Genomic DNA, 18,038 nt, shown 5'->3' with positions numbered 1-18,038 from the left:
TGAGGATAATAGTGGGGCTATTTGACGAAGAAGCAGGAATTTTTAGACCAATTTATCGCAACCGCAGTAGGGTAGTCTATTCTCGGACAGGCTCCTAGTCCTTGTGGTGCTTGTTGCACAGCCCTCAGGATCGAACAGCACCTGAACTGCCAACGACATCACGCCAGACGTCAGGGTTTCCCACCTGTTTTTTCACCGAAGCCACGTTAATCATATAGCCTGGCCGGCCAGTATTGAGTGCTTGTATTTCATGGTTGCCGCTATTGAGCAGAATGTGCTGAAATAACTGCCGCTCACTGTCAGTCAGGGGTGCATCAGGCTCCGGCACTGAAGAGTTACCACCGCGCTCAATTTGAGCAATCAATAACTTGACCTGAGCATCAAGCATGCCTGTACGGTCTTTGCCACTTTTGCAGTTGTATAATGGTACACCATTGATAAAGTGTGTCAGCAACAATAAACGGGTAGCCATCTTGTAGGCATTCACGCCTTCTTTGCGGTGTTCCCCCGACTTGAATAATCCCCTTACCTGTTTGCTCAGCTGCCTGACAATACAGACCGTTGTATTGATCGATTTATACGCTTTACGCAGGTTGTCAGCATTGCTTTCAAGCAGCTCTGCCCTCTCAGCGTCGCCCGCAGACCGGGACACGTTTGCATCATCACGCAAATTCTGAATCTCATGGTGTAACTGATCCATACGGCGCTCTTGTTCCAGCAGAAAGTCACCTGTCCATCCACCGAGCGTCTCAGTTTTATCGTCAATATCACCCGTTAACTGTGTCAGCGCCTTGCGGTTATAGGTATCTGATACTTTCCACCCCCCTGTGATAGCTGATAGTTGGTGATCAACTGCCACTTTATTCACACCGAGGTTCAAGCACAGAATATTCAGATCAATGTTCAGGGTTTTATGGCTTCCATCAGCAGCCTTAATGGAGAATGACAAGGGGCTTTCTTCAGCGAGGGCTTCAAAGGCTTCAATCTGCTCCGCAACCATTCCCCTTTCAACAGAGCCGCCGTATAACTTCATCATCCACTCAGGTGTTGGGGTAAGTTGTGAGACAGAAACAAGGTTAAGTGGTATGGCCTCGTTCGGGTTTTGTTCCCAGCGCCGGATCAAATCAGGCTTAAGCGTCAAAGCAGCCAGTACCGACGCCCTTGCCCGAACCTTTGTTGCCGCCTTTCTGTCTTTTTGACTCTCAATGCCATAGGCTACATGGGTGCCATGCCTGACGCCAGCCCAAAGGCAATCACCCCCTTTTGAAAAAGTAGATGTCCACAGGTTAACGGCATGCTCTCCAGCATCGGTTGTAGCTGAGCAAATACCGCCACCTGAAAGCGTTGGAAACAGGGCCTGCGTTTTTTCAGCACCGTCAACGGATAAAATGAGTTTAGCCGCCGGACGTTGTTCGCTCACCATAAGGCTATCGCCGTCAGTAAAGGATGACCGAATCATTTGCCAGGGCTGTTGGTTAGTTTGCTTGACAAAGCGTGACTTGAATTCCGAAAGAAGGCGCTTCTGATCCAGTGGGTGAATGACACCGTCGGCTTTTGCGGCGCGTGACAACTGTTTTACCAATTGGCTATTCATGGTTTTTATCCGGGCGATTTTTCGGGGGTTTGTTTCTGGCTGGTGGGCCTCATTATTTGCATTTTTAACAGCCAAATTATGGCGTTTTTGAGACAGTTGCTGTTTTAACTCTATCAAATTTGGTCCCAGGGCGTTCATATCATTAATCGTATCAATCGCAAACGACAACTTATTGATTGCCAGCTGATTAAGACCTCCCTTGCTCACAGCACTTGCCCACTGTCCCTGCTTTAGACGGGTATTTTTCGCATGGCTTAACACCTCTGAAGCGGTTCTTGTTTTAATGTTTTTTTTGGCGCTGTGTGATTTAAGCAGGTGACGAAAAAAAGAAACAAGGCGGGTAGGTGATGAAATTTTACGTTTTTTACCGTTAAGGTTGGCGAATGTCGTCGTTTGTTTTCTGGTTTGTTCTCTTATAGGTGCATTGATATCGGATTTATCTGTAGAGAGCAGCTTTTTCCCGGGAATCACCAGCTTCATGATGATCAACCATACTTTTTATTAATATGAATTCATCGTAAACAAAACACTACGGATAATCCATAAACCGGGTATTCTCTTTTTTTAAGATGGCATTTAAGAAGGCTTGCTGAAATTGGCGGGTTAACAGGTAAACTGGAGAATTTTTTGTGAAAACTGACGGACACGCTCCCAATCAGTATATTCTATCTTGTGCTCACCCCTTGTCGGACCATCGGTCATCTTCATGATACATTTGATTAACAAACGATCCCAAAAGCCATATTTACTGTATTCCAGAGCACCGGCAAACACATCAGTAGCATCAGGCTGCCAAGCTGTTTGCTTAAGGTATTTTATACTATAAGGGTTCGTACTGGCTTTTGAACGATGTGGCTTTCTCGCCGTCAGGTTCACTGAAAAAAAGAAGCTCGTCATGGCATTGAGTTGTTCGGTATGCCCCTCAACAAACTGCCGGAAAAGGATATGGTGTTTACCGTAACGCACTGAACACCCCAGTACAACGGCGTCCCACTGTGACAGGGAAAACCCTTTGGGCAAAGCAGCAACACTGTACATGGATACCACATGCTCAGGGCGGCTCAGCAGCGCCACCAGTTTTTCTGTAATGGTGCGGGTTTGCCCATCAAGACTCATATACAGAAGCGCGATGTTAGCCATGAGTATATACTCTCCCTTCCATTCCCTCACAAACAAAGCGCACTATGTATACCAACATCTCCAGGTATCTGGATCAATTACGCACCCAGAAACCTCTGGTGCATAATATCACCAATAACGTTGTAACCAATACAACAGCTAATGCCCTGCTGGCCATTGGCGCGTCGCCAGTTATGGCCCACGCGTCAGATGAAGTGGCTGATATGGTAGCGCTTGCTGACACGCTGGTGATAAACACAGGCACAATTACCCGTACCGATCTTGAAAGTATGATCATAGCAGTAGATGCTGCCGGGTGCCTGAAAAAGCCCTGGATACTTGACCCTGTCGGCATAGGAACCACGCCCTTCAGGCTCCAGGCCAACCTGAAGCTTCTCAGCTACCAACCTTCAGCCATCAGAGGGAACGCCTCTGAAATTATCACCCTGTGTACAGGTAAACCCTCCGGTAAGGGCGTCGACAGTGAACAGCCCAGTGAATCAACCATTGTATTTCTACAGGAAAAAGCCACGGAAACGCGCGCCACCATTGCCGTTACCGGTGCAACGGATATCATCACTAATGGCAGACAAATCGCTCGCCTGCACAATGGTGACCCCATGATGACAACCATAACAGGTACGGGTTGCGCGGCAACAGCCATAGCAGGGGCATTTTTAGCTGTTTGTCCCCCTTGGGATGCCTGTGTAGCCGCGCTGTCATGCCTCGGCATTGCCGGTGAGATCGCTGCCAGTATCAGCAAGGGCCCCGGCTCTTTGCAGTTTAACCTCCTTGACCAGCTTTATCAGTTAAATGGACCAATCATTGAGCAGCACCTGGAACTGGAAATCTGAGCCTGCTGTATTTATTCGACTAACGTCGAAGGTATTCTATACCAATGACTTTTTCTAACGCCTGGCAAGGAAACAACCCGTTACCCCATCTAACCCACCTGTTAATGCGCCGTGGTAAAAAGCGCGGTGTAATAAGCAGCAACAAAAGTTAACGAATGACCGAGGCGTCGCCCATGAAAACACCAACACTGCTGCTATCGCTATCGCTTTCACTCTTTACGCTATTACCTGTACAGGCGGACTCTGGCTCAGCGCTGAACAAAAAAACAGCGCATGTTACGATGGTCGTTCCGTTTTATGCGGCTATTACACACTTGACCCCTATCGCACTTTCTACCCGGTTCATCAATAAGGACACCATTGAGTTATCCGGGTCAGGCACTTTCCAACTTGAAGCCAATGCTCAGGCCCGGGTTACTGTTGCCGCCAATCACTCCGGTTTACCGAGCGGGGAACCTATAAATATCCGGTACTTTTTAGACGGTAAAGGCCCATCATTTAAAACACCCGCCAATAAAACCCATAAAGGCACCCATACACTAGCTGTATACACACGTGCGCCAGTAAACGCATTAAACCATGCCCGCGCGTACAGCAATCAGTTCACCCTGACAGTGTCAGAGTTATAACACCACTGTCATGTAACACCCAAAGGATTTCAAGCCGCTATGGGCCAGCAAGTCAGTGAACCCCCAGGAGCCTGCCAAGAGCAGGTGACTGGGATGAACGAACGCCGCCAACAGCCGCTATGCGCTTTTGTGAAATATCCGGGCTAGCACACACCATGGGATGCGTTATCTTTTTCGGGTACGTTTTCGGGTCTATTGCCAGCCCAGTTGGAAAGTACGTTAATGCTTTGATGGATGTCCTGTAATAACTTGTCCATCAGGTCGCGGCTCAGGTTTTCCTTAACAACCATACGCAGCACTGAAATACTACTGGCATTAGCGGGCAGCGTGTAGGCAGGAATGATCCAGCCAAATTTTCGTAACTGGTCTGACAGGTCAAACACCGTATACCGGCTCTCATCCAGTAAACGCACCACAACAACAGGTAAAAACTTCACATCGGTGAGTAGTTCAAAATTTCCCTGTTCTATGAGTTTTTTTTCCAGGTAGCGGGCATTTGCCATAATTTGATGCATGATACGCTGGTAGCCGTCCTTGCCCAAGCGTAAAAACTGGTAATATTGCACCAGCAGCATGGCACTGGAGCGGGAAAAATTAAGGCTATAGTTTTTCATTTCTCCGCCCAGGTAGTTGATGCTAAAAGGCAGCTCTTTATGTAACACCTGTTTATCACGAAAAATTACCGAACCCAGCCCGGCATAGACAAGCCCGAATTTATGGTTGGATACGTTAATGGAGCGCACCTGCTCAAGGCGGAAATCCCACGGAAACTCCGGTGCGACAAAGGGTAAAATAAAACCGCCACTGGCGGCATCAACATGGATAGGAATCTCTTGCCCGGTAAGGTGTTTGTAATGAATCAGCTTTTCATTAATATCAACGACATCATCCATCTGCCCCGTAAATGTGGTGCCTATCACGGCCCCCACTGCGATGGTGTTCTCATCAATATGATTCAGTACATCCACACCATTGATAGTGTAGCGGTCAGGTTGAAGGGGAATGCGGCGCATCTCAACATCAAAATACCGTGCAAATTTTTCCCAGCAGGTGTGCACATCGGCCCCAAAGACAATATTGGGGCGATTGTATTCCAACCCCTGTGTTTTCCTTTTCGTTCGCCAGTTCCATTTATGGGCCAGTAGCGCCAGCATAATGGCCTCAGAAGAGCCAACGGTAGAAAAACCCACAGGTTCGCCATTGTCAGGGGCATTAAACAGGGAAGCCTGCATGCGGATAATGCGTTGCTCAATAACATTGAGCTGAGGGTATTCATCTTGATCCACCAGATTACGGGTAGCGCCATGCATAAAGAGCTGTTCAGCTTCTGGTTCCATCCAGGTACTGACAAAGCTGGCTAAATTTAATGCCGGATTTCCGTCCAGATTAAGTTCATCCATCACGATACGGTAGGCGGTTTCAGGAAGCAGGGGGCTATCGGGGAGCCGGTATTTTGGGATACTTTCGCTGCACCAGCGGCTGCCATAGGTAGGTGTCAGGGCATCGTCATTCATCGTGTTCACCTTAAAGGATTCATCAATCGACAAGGGTATGTATAGCAGGTGAGCGTATGAACTGAGGCCGCAAAAAAGCCAGCGAAGGTGGAGGCGACTCGCGAAAGCCTCTGTGCCAACGTCAAAACCCCAAACCTTTATGGTCATTAAAGGCAATACAAAGGTAATACAATGCCTGGCTTTTTTTGTAATCTACTCTTTATGTACTGGAAAAATACTGGACACCCATAATTTTAACCCTATAAAAGCTAAGGATAAATTTATGGGTGTCCTTTAGTTCCGCTTGGGTGTCCTTTAGTTTCTGTTTCGTCCTTTATTTTCTTTAGTTTCACTTTAGTTTTCCCTATTAAAATTCAGGGATGAGTGGCTCTTGGTGGAGCCTGTCGTTATTCGACAGTAGCTGATATTGCATAACTGGCATGACATGCCCATAATAGGCCCACCACTTTAGGGATGTTTCAGTGGTAACCCGTATAACCAAAAAAGAACAATAAAAGAACAATAAACCATGAAAAGTAAAACCGGATTTTTTTTGTTGCTTTCAGGCATGAGTGCAGTTGTATTTTCGGACAACTCCACGACAGAAATATTTATACCGTCAGACACTCCAGCCAGTGGTCATAACATCTATCAAACAGTAAGGCTAGCTGAGTCGCCAGAAGTCATCCTGAACAGGCACATTGTTCAGCTGGCGCAGGGCACTGATCTGGATACGATAAAAACGCTGTCTGTTCCATTAGGTAACGGCATTAATGTTGATTTTCACGGGGTTAGAACCGAACTCACCTCCTCTGGATCAAGAGTATGGGAAGGCCAACAGCTAACAGGCGGGGTCAGTACGTCAGAGCCTGCTATGAATTACGCTGTTTTAGTGGAAAGAAAGGGAAGAATAACAGGAACAGTCCGCTACGAGGGAAAATTGTATAAAATAACTCCCCTGGAGCAAGGTCAGCATGTTATTGCAAAAATAGATGAAAGTAAGGCGTTGCCAGCGCACCCTGAAAACTTCGCGAAGATAATAGAAGAGTCATTGCGCTCAAGACTTCTTGCGAGCCAGAAAAATCGTTCAGGTTTTCGTGCGCCAGGGGCTATTCCGGTGATTCGGGTGATGGTTCCATTCACCCCGTATGCCAAATCAGCAACAGCAGACATTTATGCATTAATTGATTTGGCCATAGCTGAAACCAATTCCGGGCTAAGAAACAGTAATATTCAGGCAAAGCTGGAATTAGCTCATGCCTTTGAAGTACCTAAACCCGACTCAACATCAGAGTTGGTGAAAAATGCACGAGATCAGTATCAAGCGGATATTGTGGTTTTTTTACAAGACCTATCGTCAGCTGGGTTTGCATTCGGTATAGGGGTTAACGAAGATAAAGCCTTCGCCCGTGTTAACGTGCACTACGCTACTGGTTCTTCTGTATTTGGTCATGAAATTGGTCATTTAATCGGAGCGCTACACGACCCGGTTACTGAAATAAACGGTGATAATTATCCATTTCCCTACGGGCATGGTTACATTAACCCTGACTTTAAGTGGCGAACCATTATGTCCTATGGTGGCCCCTGCAATTATTGTCCACGACTTAATTATTGGTCATCGCCTGAGCAGACTTATCAGGGTGATGCAATGGGAGAAGAGAACGTTAGTGATACCGCTCGTGTCTGGAGCGAAAGGGCATTTACTGTCGCTAGCTTTCGTGGCGGAGCTGACGGCACTAACCATAATTCTGTTCCTGAGGCCGTCATTACCACTACACCTGAAGGCAAACAAATTACCGGAGCAGGTACCATTGAACTCAGTGGTATGAAATCGAATGATGCCGATGGCGATCCACTGTCTTACCGCTGGCAACAAATTGCTCCGTTAACACCGAAAGCAACCATCGTATTCCCCTTCTCTATAGCAACCAACGTCACCTTTGATGAGACTCAGGTTGAAACAACATACCGTTTTCAGCTCACAGTCGCAGACAAGGAATCTAGCAGTAGCGCAGAAGTGAGTATTTTACAGCGACCCAAAAGTGCGGAGGGTTCCAGTGATGCGAAACAGTGCTCCCAAACTGACCCCGCCGCGAAAAACTTACCGTTATGGAACGAAACGACGGCATACAGCACTGGGAACAGGGTCAACTATGAAGACCTCGTGTGGGAAGCTAAGTGGTGGATTAAAGGAGAGCAGCCGGACAGCAGTACCGCATGGCTGCTCATAAGTGATGTGCTATTAGCTTGGGAACAGGGAAAATCCTACGTTCAAGGTGATCAGGTTATATTTGATAATCGCATTTTTGAAGCAAAGCAATGGACCAGCGCCAGCCCGGCCAACTCACCCAACCTCTGGGTTGACCGAGGCTCCTATGATTGCAAGCTCTGAAGTGTAAGGCACTACCTTTGGACACCTCACCACGATAGTCAGACAACTATTTGAGGTGAAAAATGAGTGCTAACGAAAGGATTCAGAGGAAATCCCGAAACTGACTAAAACGATGGGTATCTCTGGTGCGATCAAGCAGGGGTACCCACTGCAAAGCTTTAGGAGCCTGACCGAGAATAGCGCCCGTAACGAGGATTGCGAGAAATTGAGGATAAAAATTTCTGCTTCTGGGAAGAATAGCGGGGCTATTTGACGAAGAAGCAGGAATTTTCAGACCAATTTATCGCAACCGCAGTAGGGCAGTCTATTCTCGGTCAGGCTCCTAAATCTTCATTGCTTACTGTTTATGAAAAACCTCAGAAATTGCTTTAAAGCTATCCGCTGATGCCCGTTCCCAAAATAGGGAGAAACTGTCATTGATTTTTTTACCCAACAATTCACCCTCTTTCAATGAAGGATGAATACTGTCAAAAGGCACGGCAAGACCATCATGAGTACGTTGTAAAATATGACTGGGACATAGCTTGTTGACATCATTAATACCCATCGCGCCAATAAGAGAAAAACAGGATTCCATGGTCGCCTTATGATAATGCGCGACACGCTCTCGCTTACTGGTCACATTCAATGCCTTGCTTCGAACAGGGTCCTGCGTGGCAATACCTGTTGGACAATGATTGGTATTACAGGCCCGTGACTGAATACAGCCCATCGCCATCATCATGGAACGGGCTGCATTTACCATATCCGCCCCAACTGCCAGCTTGGTAAGGACATTGAAGCCTGAGGCAGTAATCCCCGACGAGATAATACGAATATCCTTCCGCAACCGGGCGCCGACTAAACAATTATGAAGAAAATAAGTGCCTTCAATACAAGGCAGTCCCATATGGTTGGTTAGCTCAACTGGCGCTGCGCCGGTCCCACCCTCGGCACCGTCAACGGTAATAAAGTCTGGGAGAATTCGCATTTCAAGCATGGCTTTAATGATCGCCATGACGTCCTCTTTGCGCCCCACACAAAGCTTAAAGCCAACGGGCTTGCCTTCTGATAGTTCCCTTAACTGTTTGATAAATTTGAGTAACCCTTTTGGCGAGTGAAAAGCTGAGTGAGCCGCAGGTGAAATACAATCCTGCCCCATGGGTATCCCTCGAATTTCAGACACTTCCTGTGTAATTTTCGCCGCAGGTAACACACCGCCATGACCTGGTTTTGCTCCTTGGGAAAGTTTTATTTCAATCATTTTCACTTCCGCTCTGCGGGCATTCTCCTTGAAGCTTTCAGGGCAAAAGTTACCGCTGTCATCTCGACAGCCAAAATAACCACTGCCGATTTGCCAGATCAGGTCACCACCGGCTTCCAGATGATAGGGGCTAATACCACCTTCACCGGTATTATGCGCAAAACCTCCCATCATAGCTCCGCCATTTAACGCACGAATGGCATTGGCTGACAGGGCACCGTAACTCATGGCTGAAATATTAAGGCGTGAGGCGCTGTAGGGTTGCAGGCAATCCGTCCCTCCCACCGTGACCCTGCACGATTGTTGGCAAACAACAACAGGCACCAGAGCATGGTTGGCCGATAAAAATCCACGTTCGTACAAATTACGCTCAGTCCCAAATGCTTTCGTATCACGCACTGCTTTGGCTCGCTGGTAAATCAGGGAGCGCATTTCACGGTTAAAGGGTTTCTCATCCGTGTTACTGGCAATAAAATACTGACGAATTTCCGGACGAATAAACTCAAGGACATAACGTATATAGGCAACGACAGGATACAGTCGGTTCAGTGTATGGTGACTGCATAAGTAATCATAGGAACCCACTAACGTATAGGTGACGGTAAGGACCAGCCACCAAGGGCTAAACCCCAACTCCCACGCCATAATACCCGCTAGATTACCCGGTATTGTCACTAACCATAGAACTCGCTGCATAACTGTCATAGCATTGCCCCTGTTGAAAAAATAATCTCTACAGCGAAACAAATCTCACTCATCACAGTGCTAATATCAGGGTAGAACAAGCAAAGAATCAAGAAAGGTGATGGTGTACGTCAATTATACTTATTTAGAATATCCAGCGGACACTCCCATAGAACTCACGACCAGGTTCCATAATTTGTGTGGACTCAGGATTGAGTGGATCATTCGAGCGTTTGTTCAGATGCCTGGTGTAGGCCTTGTCGAAAAGATTATTCACACCCAGATTCATTAACAGACGTTTACTGAACTGGTAGCTGACTGCCATATTTATCACACCGTAACCGGCTGTTTCACCGGCATCCAGTTCCGTGTTTTCATCAAAACCCGCGCCAAAGTCTTTATAAACCCGGTGCTGTGCCACTGCCAATACCCAGTCAACATTCGCTTTCCACTGGTTTTTATGCCAGTTGAGACTGACTGTAACCGATAAGGGAGCAATTTGCGCCAATGCGCCGCCATCGCTTTTATTACGACCATGGGTGTAGGCCAGCTCCCCGCGGTACTCCCATTGTTCAGAGAGCATCCGCGTATATACCGCTTCAATACCGTACAGTTCAGCATCAATATTTTTGTAAAGCAGCGCTTTTTTTAACTGTCTGCCCGAACCCTTAATATGCTTGTATTGGAGAATGTAGTCATCCACATCATCATAAAAAGCGACAACCTCCATTGAAGAGATATACCTCTTTTTGCGCCAGCCCAACTCAATTTGCCGGTGTTTCTCAGGCTTTATATCCGGGTTACCAACAACGTATTCTCCCATCATTGACAGTGCCCGGAAACGTTGATCAACATCCGCGGAAACAACTGTCCGACTTAAAAATACCGTTAACTGCTGGTCGTGGGTTAATTGACGCGCCAAACCCAATACACCACTCACATTTATCTCATTTACTCCGCGGGTGTCAGAGTCATAAAATTGCTTATAAAGCGAGTCAGGATTAGCCCCACCCATATACCCTGACGCATAGTAGTCTGCCTTGGTGGCATCGGCTGTGAAGTAATCCAGGCGGGCACCTGTTGTTAATGTATTCTGGCGATCAAGCTGTGTATAGGCCTCAGCAAAAAGGCCAACACGACGTGTTTCCACCCCGGGCCTGTCCAGGGAAATCACGGGTAAATCGCCTAAGTCTAGATGACCAGGGCCACCCATACGATGGTAGCTGTCGCTGTTATTTCCGAGATAATCAATACCTACCGTCAGCTCTGTTTTTTTCAGGCTAGCCAGCGTTTTGAATGTCGTCCCCCACGTGTCAGAGACTGATTTTGAGTCCATTGGCATAACGCTGGACTCATAGCCCTTACGTTCCCTTAACGTGTAAGTATCCATCCAGTGTTCAACATCGGTGCGATACGCACTCAAATGAAGTGTCTGGAATACACTGCCATGCAGGGCTTGCTCGAATTTAATCCTGTATGTATTGCTGTTGGCCCAGGGCACATCCATGGGATGGGCATAGGCATACAACAAATCGCGATCGCGCACCCCCTCGTAGTTTAATTCCAGGTAGGAATCCGGTGTCAGGTTATAACCAAAAACAATGCCACCACTACTGGACGTATAGGCAGAACTTACCTTATCACCCTTGCCGTCTTTATAATTGCCCTGATGTTCGTGACTACCATAAAGGCGAACAAACTCTCCTTCACTCCCTGCGATTAGATCGGTACCCAGCATCTGCTTTTCACTGTTGGTGGTAGCCTTGACATCAACGGTACCTGTGAGCGTATTTTCCGTGAAGTAAGGGCGATCGCGCTCAAGCAATACCGTACCGCCACTGCCGCCAGCACCGTTAACGACACCGCGCTTGCCCCTCAATACTGTAATCTGGTCATAACCTTGCCGACTGACATAGCTCGATGATGTATCCATACTTGCTGGGCAGGCACCTTGAATATAACCACCATCAAGCACCATATTAAGGCGGAACTTACCCTGCCCACGCAATACCGGGTCAAAACCTCTACCACCTTTTCTAATCGTTGATAACCCCAGAAAAGCTTCAAGGTCTTTGGCTAATTCGCCATAGGGCGTGTTATGAAGTGACTGAATATTTTTATTTTCAACGGCAGACTGTTTTTTTCTGGCTGCCGATACAGTCACAGTTTCAAGCTCAATCACAGGCTGGTCGGCCAAAACGACAGTACTCAATAGTAGTCCTTTTACAGCACAGGTTATACATCGCCCTGTTTTCACAACAACCCTCCACCCGTTATGGAAAATAATAGCTAAGCTCTACTAGCAAAACTTGACGTTAGTCACCGTTAAGCTGAATTGTGATCAGGATACATCGCTAATAACCGCACAGATAAATTCGCTTTTTAGAACACTCTTTTTGTTTTTGTGTATTTGGGTAAATGTGGTAAATGATTTAACTTATGCTAAGATACGGAAAGTTGATCCATACTCGATAGCATTGTAGGCACCACACAGTCTTTATCAACAAAAAAAGACAAAAATTATTTATGTAAGCCGGAGAAATTTTATGGGGTTAATTTCCCTTCCCCATAAATAACCATAAATAAACTGGAGAGCGAAAAGAGTGCGATAGAGAGTGCGATAGATAGAGTAGGAGGGCATTTAACTTACAATAATGATGTGGAGTAGTACGCGCATGTTCAAAACAACAAGAAGTTATTTCATTTTTTTTACCTTAATAATAGTCGTTATACAAAATGCTGGGGCTGTCTCCTTTGCGACAGACTATAAAATTTTCAGCAATGGTCAACATATAGGTAACTTGAATCGTTCTACCAACAGCGAAGGGCATACCGTGGTTGTGACACAATTCAAGATGCTACCTGAAGCTGAAGCGCATAACCCCATCGATAGAGAAAAACTGATGGAACAGCTCTGTCATGGCCAATACCCTCCTTTGCAGAGTGTTTTCCATCATATTCAATCATTGCTTTCACCCTCATCCCCTGATTGTGCATCACCAATACAGACTAATGAAATGTCCATCACCCTGATAGAAAACACCCAGCAGTCAAATTCGGTGATTTATCATTTTTCAGGTCAGACAAGTTACTTCTCAGAAGCTGATTCAGCTGACAACAAGTTTGTTTTTATTAACAATACAAAAGAAGTTTACAGAGCTAACTCTTATGAAGGTCTTGATATAAAAAACCTGACTGAAGAAACTCCAACCACTGTGGAAGACGAAGGAGTTGATTCCGTTACAACGATTCCAGGCGAACGTATTGAGACTATCAGCTCTCTGATTACCGCTACTCTGAGTGATATTCATGGTGTGGAAGTCAGTCACTCGCTACTCCTTTTTGGTCAACATTTTGAGCAACTACTAACCCGGTTAGTTAAGGAGCGATGTCATAGAAGTGAATTACTTAAATTACAATCTATATTTCCTGTTTTTATACAAATTCTTGAAAAACATGATTCTGAAGTAATTTCTGAAGAATCGGACTTTGAAGTATTTCCTGGAGGGTTTGGTCAAGAATTAGTTTATGATTCAACCCTTAATATGTTTATACAACAAGACCCTGCTAATGATCAAAATCCTTGTGGAACTACCACAAGATATCAGCTCAATGACAACGGCATTATTTCTTCCATAACCATTAATAATAAGGCAGGTGAAGTGATATTTTCCAGTAAGAAATAAACACGGATATAATCTGAGCAGTGCGCCTGCCCACTATCAGTCCCGGCAGGTACTCCTTTTACCATTATGACTGGCAGAGACGAAACAACAGGCATCCCAGAGACTCAATACTGCTATTCATCGCAAGCATAGCACTGAAGATACTGATGAGAATCACCGAAAACAAGAATACTTTTTTTGCCCAGACCGCATCATTACCTGTTTGAAACCCCTGCCAGGTTTGCCATACCCAAAAAGCCGCGCCAGAGATCGTAATCACCAGATAAGCATAGCCAGTGTAATGAAAAACCGTCAACAAACCCAGACAAAGTAAAAATAGTACCGAATAAAAAAAGATACTCACTTTGGTCGCGCGAATGCCTTTTATCACAGGCAATACAGGAATTGAAGCTGACTCATAATCAGCGTATCGAAAAATCGTAATGGCATAAGAATGAGGAATTTGCCATAAACACAGCAGCATAAACAAAATGGCTGCTGCTCCGTCCAGTGTATTAGTCACCGCGGTATAACCTACGACAATGGGTGTTGCGCCAGCAATACTGCCTATTTCTGTGCTGCGAGCTGAGGAGCGTTTAAGCCAGAGGGTATAAACAACGACGTAGGTAAATAAACCCAATGCACTGATCGCGGCAGATAATTCGTTGACCTGGATTGCCAACAACCCCATCCCTCCTACGCCAAGAAACACGGCATACGCAATAGCGATGGGGTTGGAAATCTCATGTTGTGCCATGACTCTGTTTTGAGTACGCGCCATCGCACGATCAATATCCTGGTCAATGACATTATTGAATACACACCCCGACGCGATAACGAGGGCAATACCCAGCAATGTTGTGGCTAATTGGACAAAATCAACATGACTTTTGGATGCAAGACAAAATCCCCCAACCACAGTAATCAGGTTACCAACAATAATGCCTGGCTTAGTAATGGATACATATTTTTTAAACAAACCAGCCCACCACAGTGACCAGGCAGCGAACACTGGCTGATCCATTAAGTCATTTCAGTGACTAACTCATCAAGCCACCTGGCAGCAGATGACGATGGTTATACCGCTAGGAGCCGTCTTAAACGTCAGCACATAGCGAGAATCAAGATAAAAACGGCGGATAAAAGGTCGATGCTCAAAGGCAAACAGCCCACTATTTAGCGAACAAAATCGGCTTTGTAGACCCGTTTATCCCAAACCGCAGTATCAGCACAACTTTTAAGACGGCTTCTTAATGATCCATCATGTTGTAATTCAGGTGGTGCATAATCCACAAAGATCCACCGACCACAATAGCAACAATTACCAACGTAAACAGCAGAGCCAACACATTCCATCGTTGTTTTGACGACGCGTTAAGGTGCATGAAAAAGACCAGCTGAACCAGCAATTGAGCCACAGCCGCTGTCACCACAAGGGTTACGGTGAGGGCTGTTGAAAATGTACCATTGATCACCATCCAGAAGGGCACTAGCGTTAACACGATAGAGGCAACAAAACCGGTAATATACTGGGTATACGAACCATGATCAGCGCCACTGTAATCAACAGGTTGTTGTTGTGTGCCCATTAAATCGCTCCCATTAAATAAACAATGGTAAATACGCAAATCCAAATGATATCCAGAAAGTGCCAGAACAAACTTAAACAGGTCAGCCGTGTGGCATTACGGTTATTCAGGCCATGTTGCCGCACCTGAATCATCATAATCATCATCCAGATCAGGCCACAAAATACGTGCAGTCCATGGGTACCCACCAGCGTAAAGAAAGAAGACAGAAAAGCACTACGCTGCCAGCTATTGCCGGATTCCACCAAGTGATGAAATTCGTAAAGTTCCATGCCAAGAAAGGCCACACCCAGTAAAAAAGTGTATACCAACCAGCCCAGCACCTGTCGTTTTTTGCCCCGGTGCATGGCCAAAATAGCTAAACCATAGGTAAAACTACTGGTCAGCAGAATGATGGTTTCCACCAGTACAAAAAACATATCAAACAATTCTTTTGCACCGGGACCACCGAAGGTATTCTCATGGAGTACTGCATAAGTAGCAAAAATACTGGCGAACAGAATGCAGTCACTTAAAAGATAAACCCAGAACCCAAAGGTCGTTTTTGAATCATCATGGGAGTGGTCATCCACATCATGACTGTATGTTAAAACGTCTGCCGACATCAGTGAAACCCCAAGTTAATCAATAGTAGTTTCGTTCTGTTATCGTGATATGACCACACCTATGGGCATAATGTCTCTCAGGCCACAGTCTTTGTTGTTTCAGGCGTTTGCTTTAGATGTGACGCACACTCAGAACGAAGCGCCTTCAGAACGGACTCTGATTCTGCGCGTTCACGACACTGAACGATTTTGCCCTCAATTTTTTCGACCTCACTGGCTTTGACATAGTAGTCAATATCGTAATTGAACACCCGCAGTGCCAACGTTACAAACATTGCCAAGGTGGTCACACCCGCCAGCCACCATATGTGCCAGACAAGGGCAAAGCCCCAGAAGAAGCTGAACCCGGCAATGAGCAGACCGGCCGCCGTATTTTTCGGCATATGAATATCCTGGTAAACCGGCTTTTTCGCGGGCGGCTTCTTGCTGTGTTTCGCTTTTTGTTTTTTGTACCAGTAGTCATCAATACACGATACCACCGGCGTAAACGCAAAGTTGTAGAATGGGGGTGGGGAAGCAACGGCCCATTCCATAGTACGGCCATCCCATGGATCACCAGTGGCATCAGTCAGTGTATTACGCGCCCGGATGCTGACAATAATTTGCAGCGCTTGACAGAAAATACCAATGCCCACCAGCAGTGCCCCAAAGGCGGCTACCATCAGCAGTGGATGCCATCCTGTCGCTGCGTCATAGTGATTCAAACGACGGGTCATACCCATAAAACCCAGAATATACAACGGCACAAACGCAACGTAGAAACCGGTCTGCCAAAAGCAGAAGGCAATCTTGCCGATACGTTCATTGAGCCTGAAACCGAAAGCCTTCGGGAACCAGAAAGTGATTCCAGCCAGCATACCGAAAACCACCCCACCAATAATGGTGTTATGGAAGTGGGCAATTAAAAATACACTGTTATGAAACACAAAATCCGCTGCCGGAATCGACATCAACACACCGGTCATCCCACCTACGGAGAAAGTGATAATAAAACCTAACGTCCACAATATCGGGGAAGCAAACTCAATACGTCCACGGTACATGGTGAACAACCAGTTAAAAATCTTAACGCCCGTTGGTATGGCAATAATCATGGTGGTTATACCAAAGAAGGCGTTAACATTGGCTCCAGAGCCCATGGTGAAGAAGTGATGTAGCCAGACAATAAAGGATAGAACCGTAATCGATATCGTGGCATAGACCATGGACGTGTAACCAAACAATTTTTTTCTGGAAAATACTGAGGTCACTTCTGAAAACACACCAAAGGCAGGCAAGATCAGGATATACACCTCAGGGTGCCCCCACGCCCAGATCAGGTTGATATACATCATCTGGTTACCACCAAAACCGGCGGTAAAGAAATGCATCCCCATGTAGCGATCCAGCGCCAGCATCGCCAGGGTTGCTGTCAGAATCGGGAATGCAGCGATGATCAGGATATTGGTACACAGGGCTGTCCAGGTGAACACAGGCATTTTCATCAAGGTCATACCAGGACAGCGCATTTTTAATATGGTGATAACAAAGTTAATCCCGGTGATCAACGTACCAATGCCCGATAACTGCAATGCCCAGATATAATAATCGACGCCCACCCCCGGACTGTATTCCAACTCCGAGAGCGGTGGATAGGCCAGCCAGCCGGTCTTGGCAAACTCGCCCACAACCAGCGAGGTATTCACCAGCATGGCACCCACCACAAACAGCCAGAAGCTCAGGGAGTTCAGGAACGGAAAAGCCACGTCGCGGGCGCCAATTTGCAGGGGAACCACAATGTTAATCAAACCGATTACCAGTGGCATGGCCACAAAGAAAATCATGATGACACCGTGGGCAGTAAAGATCTGATTGTAGTGATCCGGTGGCAGATATCCCATGGAATCACCCACCGCTATTGCCTGTTGCGCGCGCATCAAAATAGCGTCAGAAAACCCTCGCAGCAACATAACCAGTGCCACGAGAATGTACATCACACCAATTTTTTTGTGGTCAACAGTCGTCAGCCATTGTGACCACAACCATTTCCATTTTCCCGCGACAGTGACATAGCCCAGAACAGCCACTGCCGCAAGAACCATGGCACTGGCAGCCCCCATAATAATGGGCTGGTGATAGGGGATAGCCTCAAGGCTTAACTTGCCAAACATAACTACAGCCTCGTCACC

General features: G+C 46.4%; 13 protein-coding genes. 4 read left to right on the top strand and 9 right to left on the bottom strand.

Annotated elements, in window-relative coordinates:
* Nucleotides 1-124: 124 nt before the first annotated feature.
* Nucleotides 125-2,074, bottom strand: a complete 1,950-nt coding sequence (locus V4C51_RS07920) for an inositol phosphate phosphatase SopB (protein ID WP_330925608.1) — start codon at nt 2,072-2,074, stop codon at nt 125-127.
* Between the two features lie 123 nt (nt 2,075-2,197).
* Nucleotides 2,198-2,734, bottom strand: coding sequence for a menaquinone-dependent protoporphyrinogen IX dehydrogenase (gene hemG / locus V4C51_RS07915; RefSeq protein ID WP_330925607.1), 537 nt, complete (start codon nt 2,732-2,734; stop codon nt 2,198-2,200).
* Between the two features lie 44 nt (nt 2,735-2,778).
* Between hemG and thiM the strand changes: the two genes are divergently transcribed.
* Together thiM and V4C51_RS07905 are read left to right on the top strand one after the other, a co-directional pair.
* Nucleotides 2,779-3,567: a hydroxyethylthiazole kinase gene (gene thiM / locus V4C51_RS07910; protein WP_330925606.1), complete on the top strand. Its 789-nt coding sequence runs from the start codon at nt 2,779-2,781 to the stop codon at nt 3,565-3,567.
* A 173-nt stretch (nt 3,568-3,740) separates the two neighbouring features.
* Nucleotides 3,741-4,196, top strand: coding sequence for a hypothetical protein (locus V4C51_RS07905; RefSeq protein ID WP_330925605.1), 456 nt, complete (start codon nt 3,741-3,743; stop codon nt 4,194-4,196).
* 143 nt (nt 4,197-4,339) lie between these two features.
* On the opposite strand, the gene gad is transcribed toward V4C51_RS07905, so the two are convergent.
* Nucleotides 4,340-5,710, bottom strand: a complete 1,371-nt coding sequence (gene gad / locus V4C51_RS07900) for a glutamate decarboxylase (RefSeq protein WP_330925604.1) — start codon at nt 5,708-5,710, stop codon at nt 4,340-4,342.
* A 508-nt stretch (nt 5,711-6,218) separates the two neighbouring features.
* On the opposite strand from gad, the gene V4C51_RS07895 reads away from it, so the two are divergent.
* Nucleotides 6,219-8,084: a carbohydrate-binding protein gene (locus tag V4C51_RS07895; protein WP_330925603.1), complete on the top strand. Its 1,866-nt coding sequence runs from the start codon at nt 6,219-6,221 to the stop codon at nt 8,082-8,084.
* 337 nt (nt 8,085-8,421) lie between these two features.
* Here V4C51_RS07895 and V4C51_RS07890 read toward each other — a convergent pair whose 3' ends face one another.
* Nucleotides 8,422-10,032, bottom strand: coding sequence for an FMN-binding glutamate synthase family protein (locus V4C51_RS07890; RefSeq protein WP_330925602.1), 1,611 nt, complete (start codon nt 10,030-10,032; stop codon nt 8,422-8,424).
* Between the two features lie 124 nt (nt 10,033-10,156).
* Nucleotides 10,157-12,268, bottom strand: coding sequence for a TonB-dependent receptor domain-containing protein (locus tag V4C51_RS07885; protein ID WP_330925601.1), 2,112 nt, complete (start codon nt 12,266-12,268; stop codon nt 10,157-10,159).
* 418 nt (nt 12,269-12,686) lie between these two features.
* Between V4C51_RS07885 and V4C51_RS07880 the strand changes: the two genes are divergently transcribed.
* On the top strand, nt 12,687-13,697 hold the full coding sequence (locus V4C51_RS07880) for a hypothetical protein (protein ID WP_330925600.1): 1,011 nt from the start codon (nt 12,687-12,689) through the stop codon (nt 13,695-13,697).
* A gap of 64 nt (nt 13,698-13,761) precedes the next feature.
* Here V4C51_RS07880 and cyoE read toward each other — a convergent pair whose 3' ends face one another.
* The 4 genes from cyoE to cyoB form a co-directional block, all read right to left on the bottom strand.
* Complete coding sequence (gene cyoE / locus V4C51_RS07875) at nt 13,762-14,700, bottom strand: heme o synthase (RefSeq protein ID WP_330925599.1); 939 nt, start codon at nt 14,698-14,700, stop codon at nt 13,762-13,764.
* Nucleotides 14,701-14,926: 226 nt separating this feature from the next.
* Nucleotides 14,927-15,265: a cytochrome o ubiquinol oxidase subunit IV gene (cyoD, locus tag V4C51_RS07870; RefSeq protein WP_330925598.1), complete on the bottom strand. Its 339-nt coding sequence runs from the start codon at nt 15,263-15,265 to the stop codon at nt 14,927-14,929.
* Nucleotides 15,265-15,870: a cytochrome o ubiquinol oxidase subunit III gene (cyoC, locus tag V4C51_RS07865; RefSeq protein WP_330925597.1), complete on the bottom strand. Its 606-nt coding sequence runs from the start codon at nt 15,868-15,870 to the stop codon at nt 15,265-15,267. Before cyoC ends, cyoD begins: the two co-directional genes overlap by 1 nt.
* A 77-nt stretch (nt 15,871-15,947) precedes the next feature.
* Nucleotides 15,948-18,020, bottom strand: coding sequence for a cytochrome o ubiquinol oxidase subunit I (gene cyoB / locus V4C51_RS07860; RefSeq protein WP_330925596.1), 2,073 nt, complete (start codon nt 18,018-18,020; stop codon nt 15,948-15,950).
* Between the last annotated feature and the right edge of the window lie 18 nt (nt 18,021-18,038).

Origin of the sequence: Candidatus Sororendozoicomonas aggregata (genome assembly GCF_031528575.1) — a bacterium.
Lineage (GTDB): Bacteria > Pseudomonadota > Gammaproteobacteria > Pseudomonadales > Endozoicomonadaceae > Endonucleibacter > Endonucleibacter aggregata.
The sequence above is the reverse complement of the archived record's forward strand: the minus strand, read 5'-3'. Positions and strand labels throughout refer to the sequence as shown.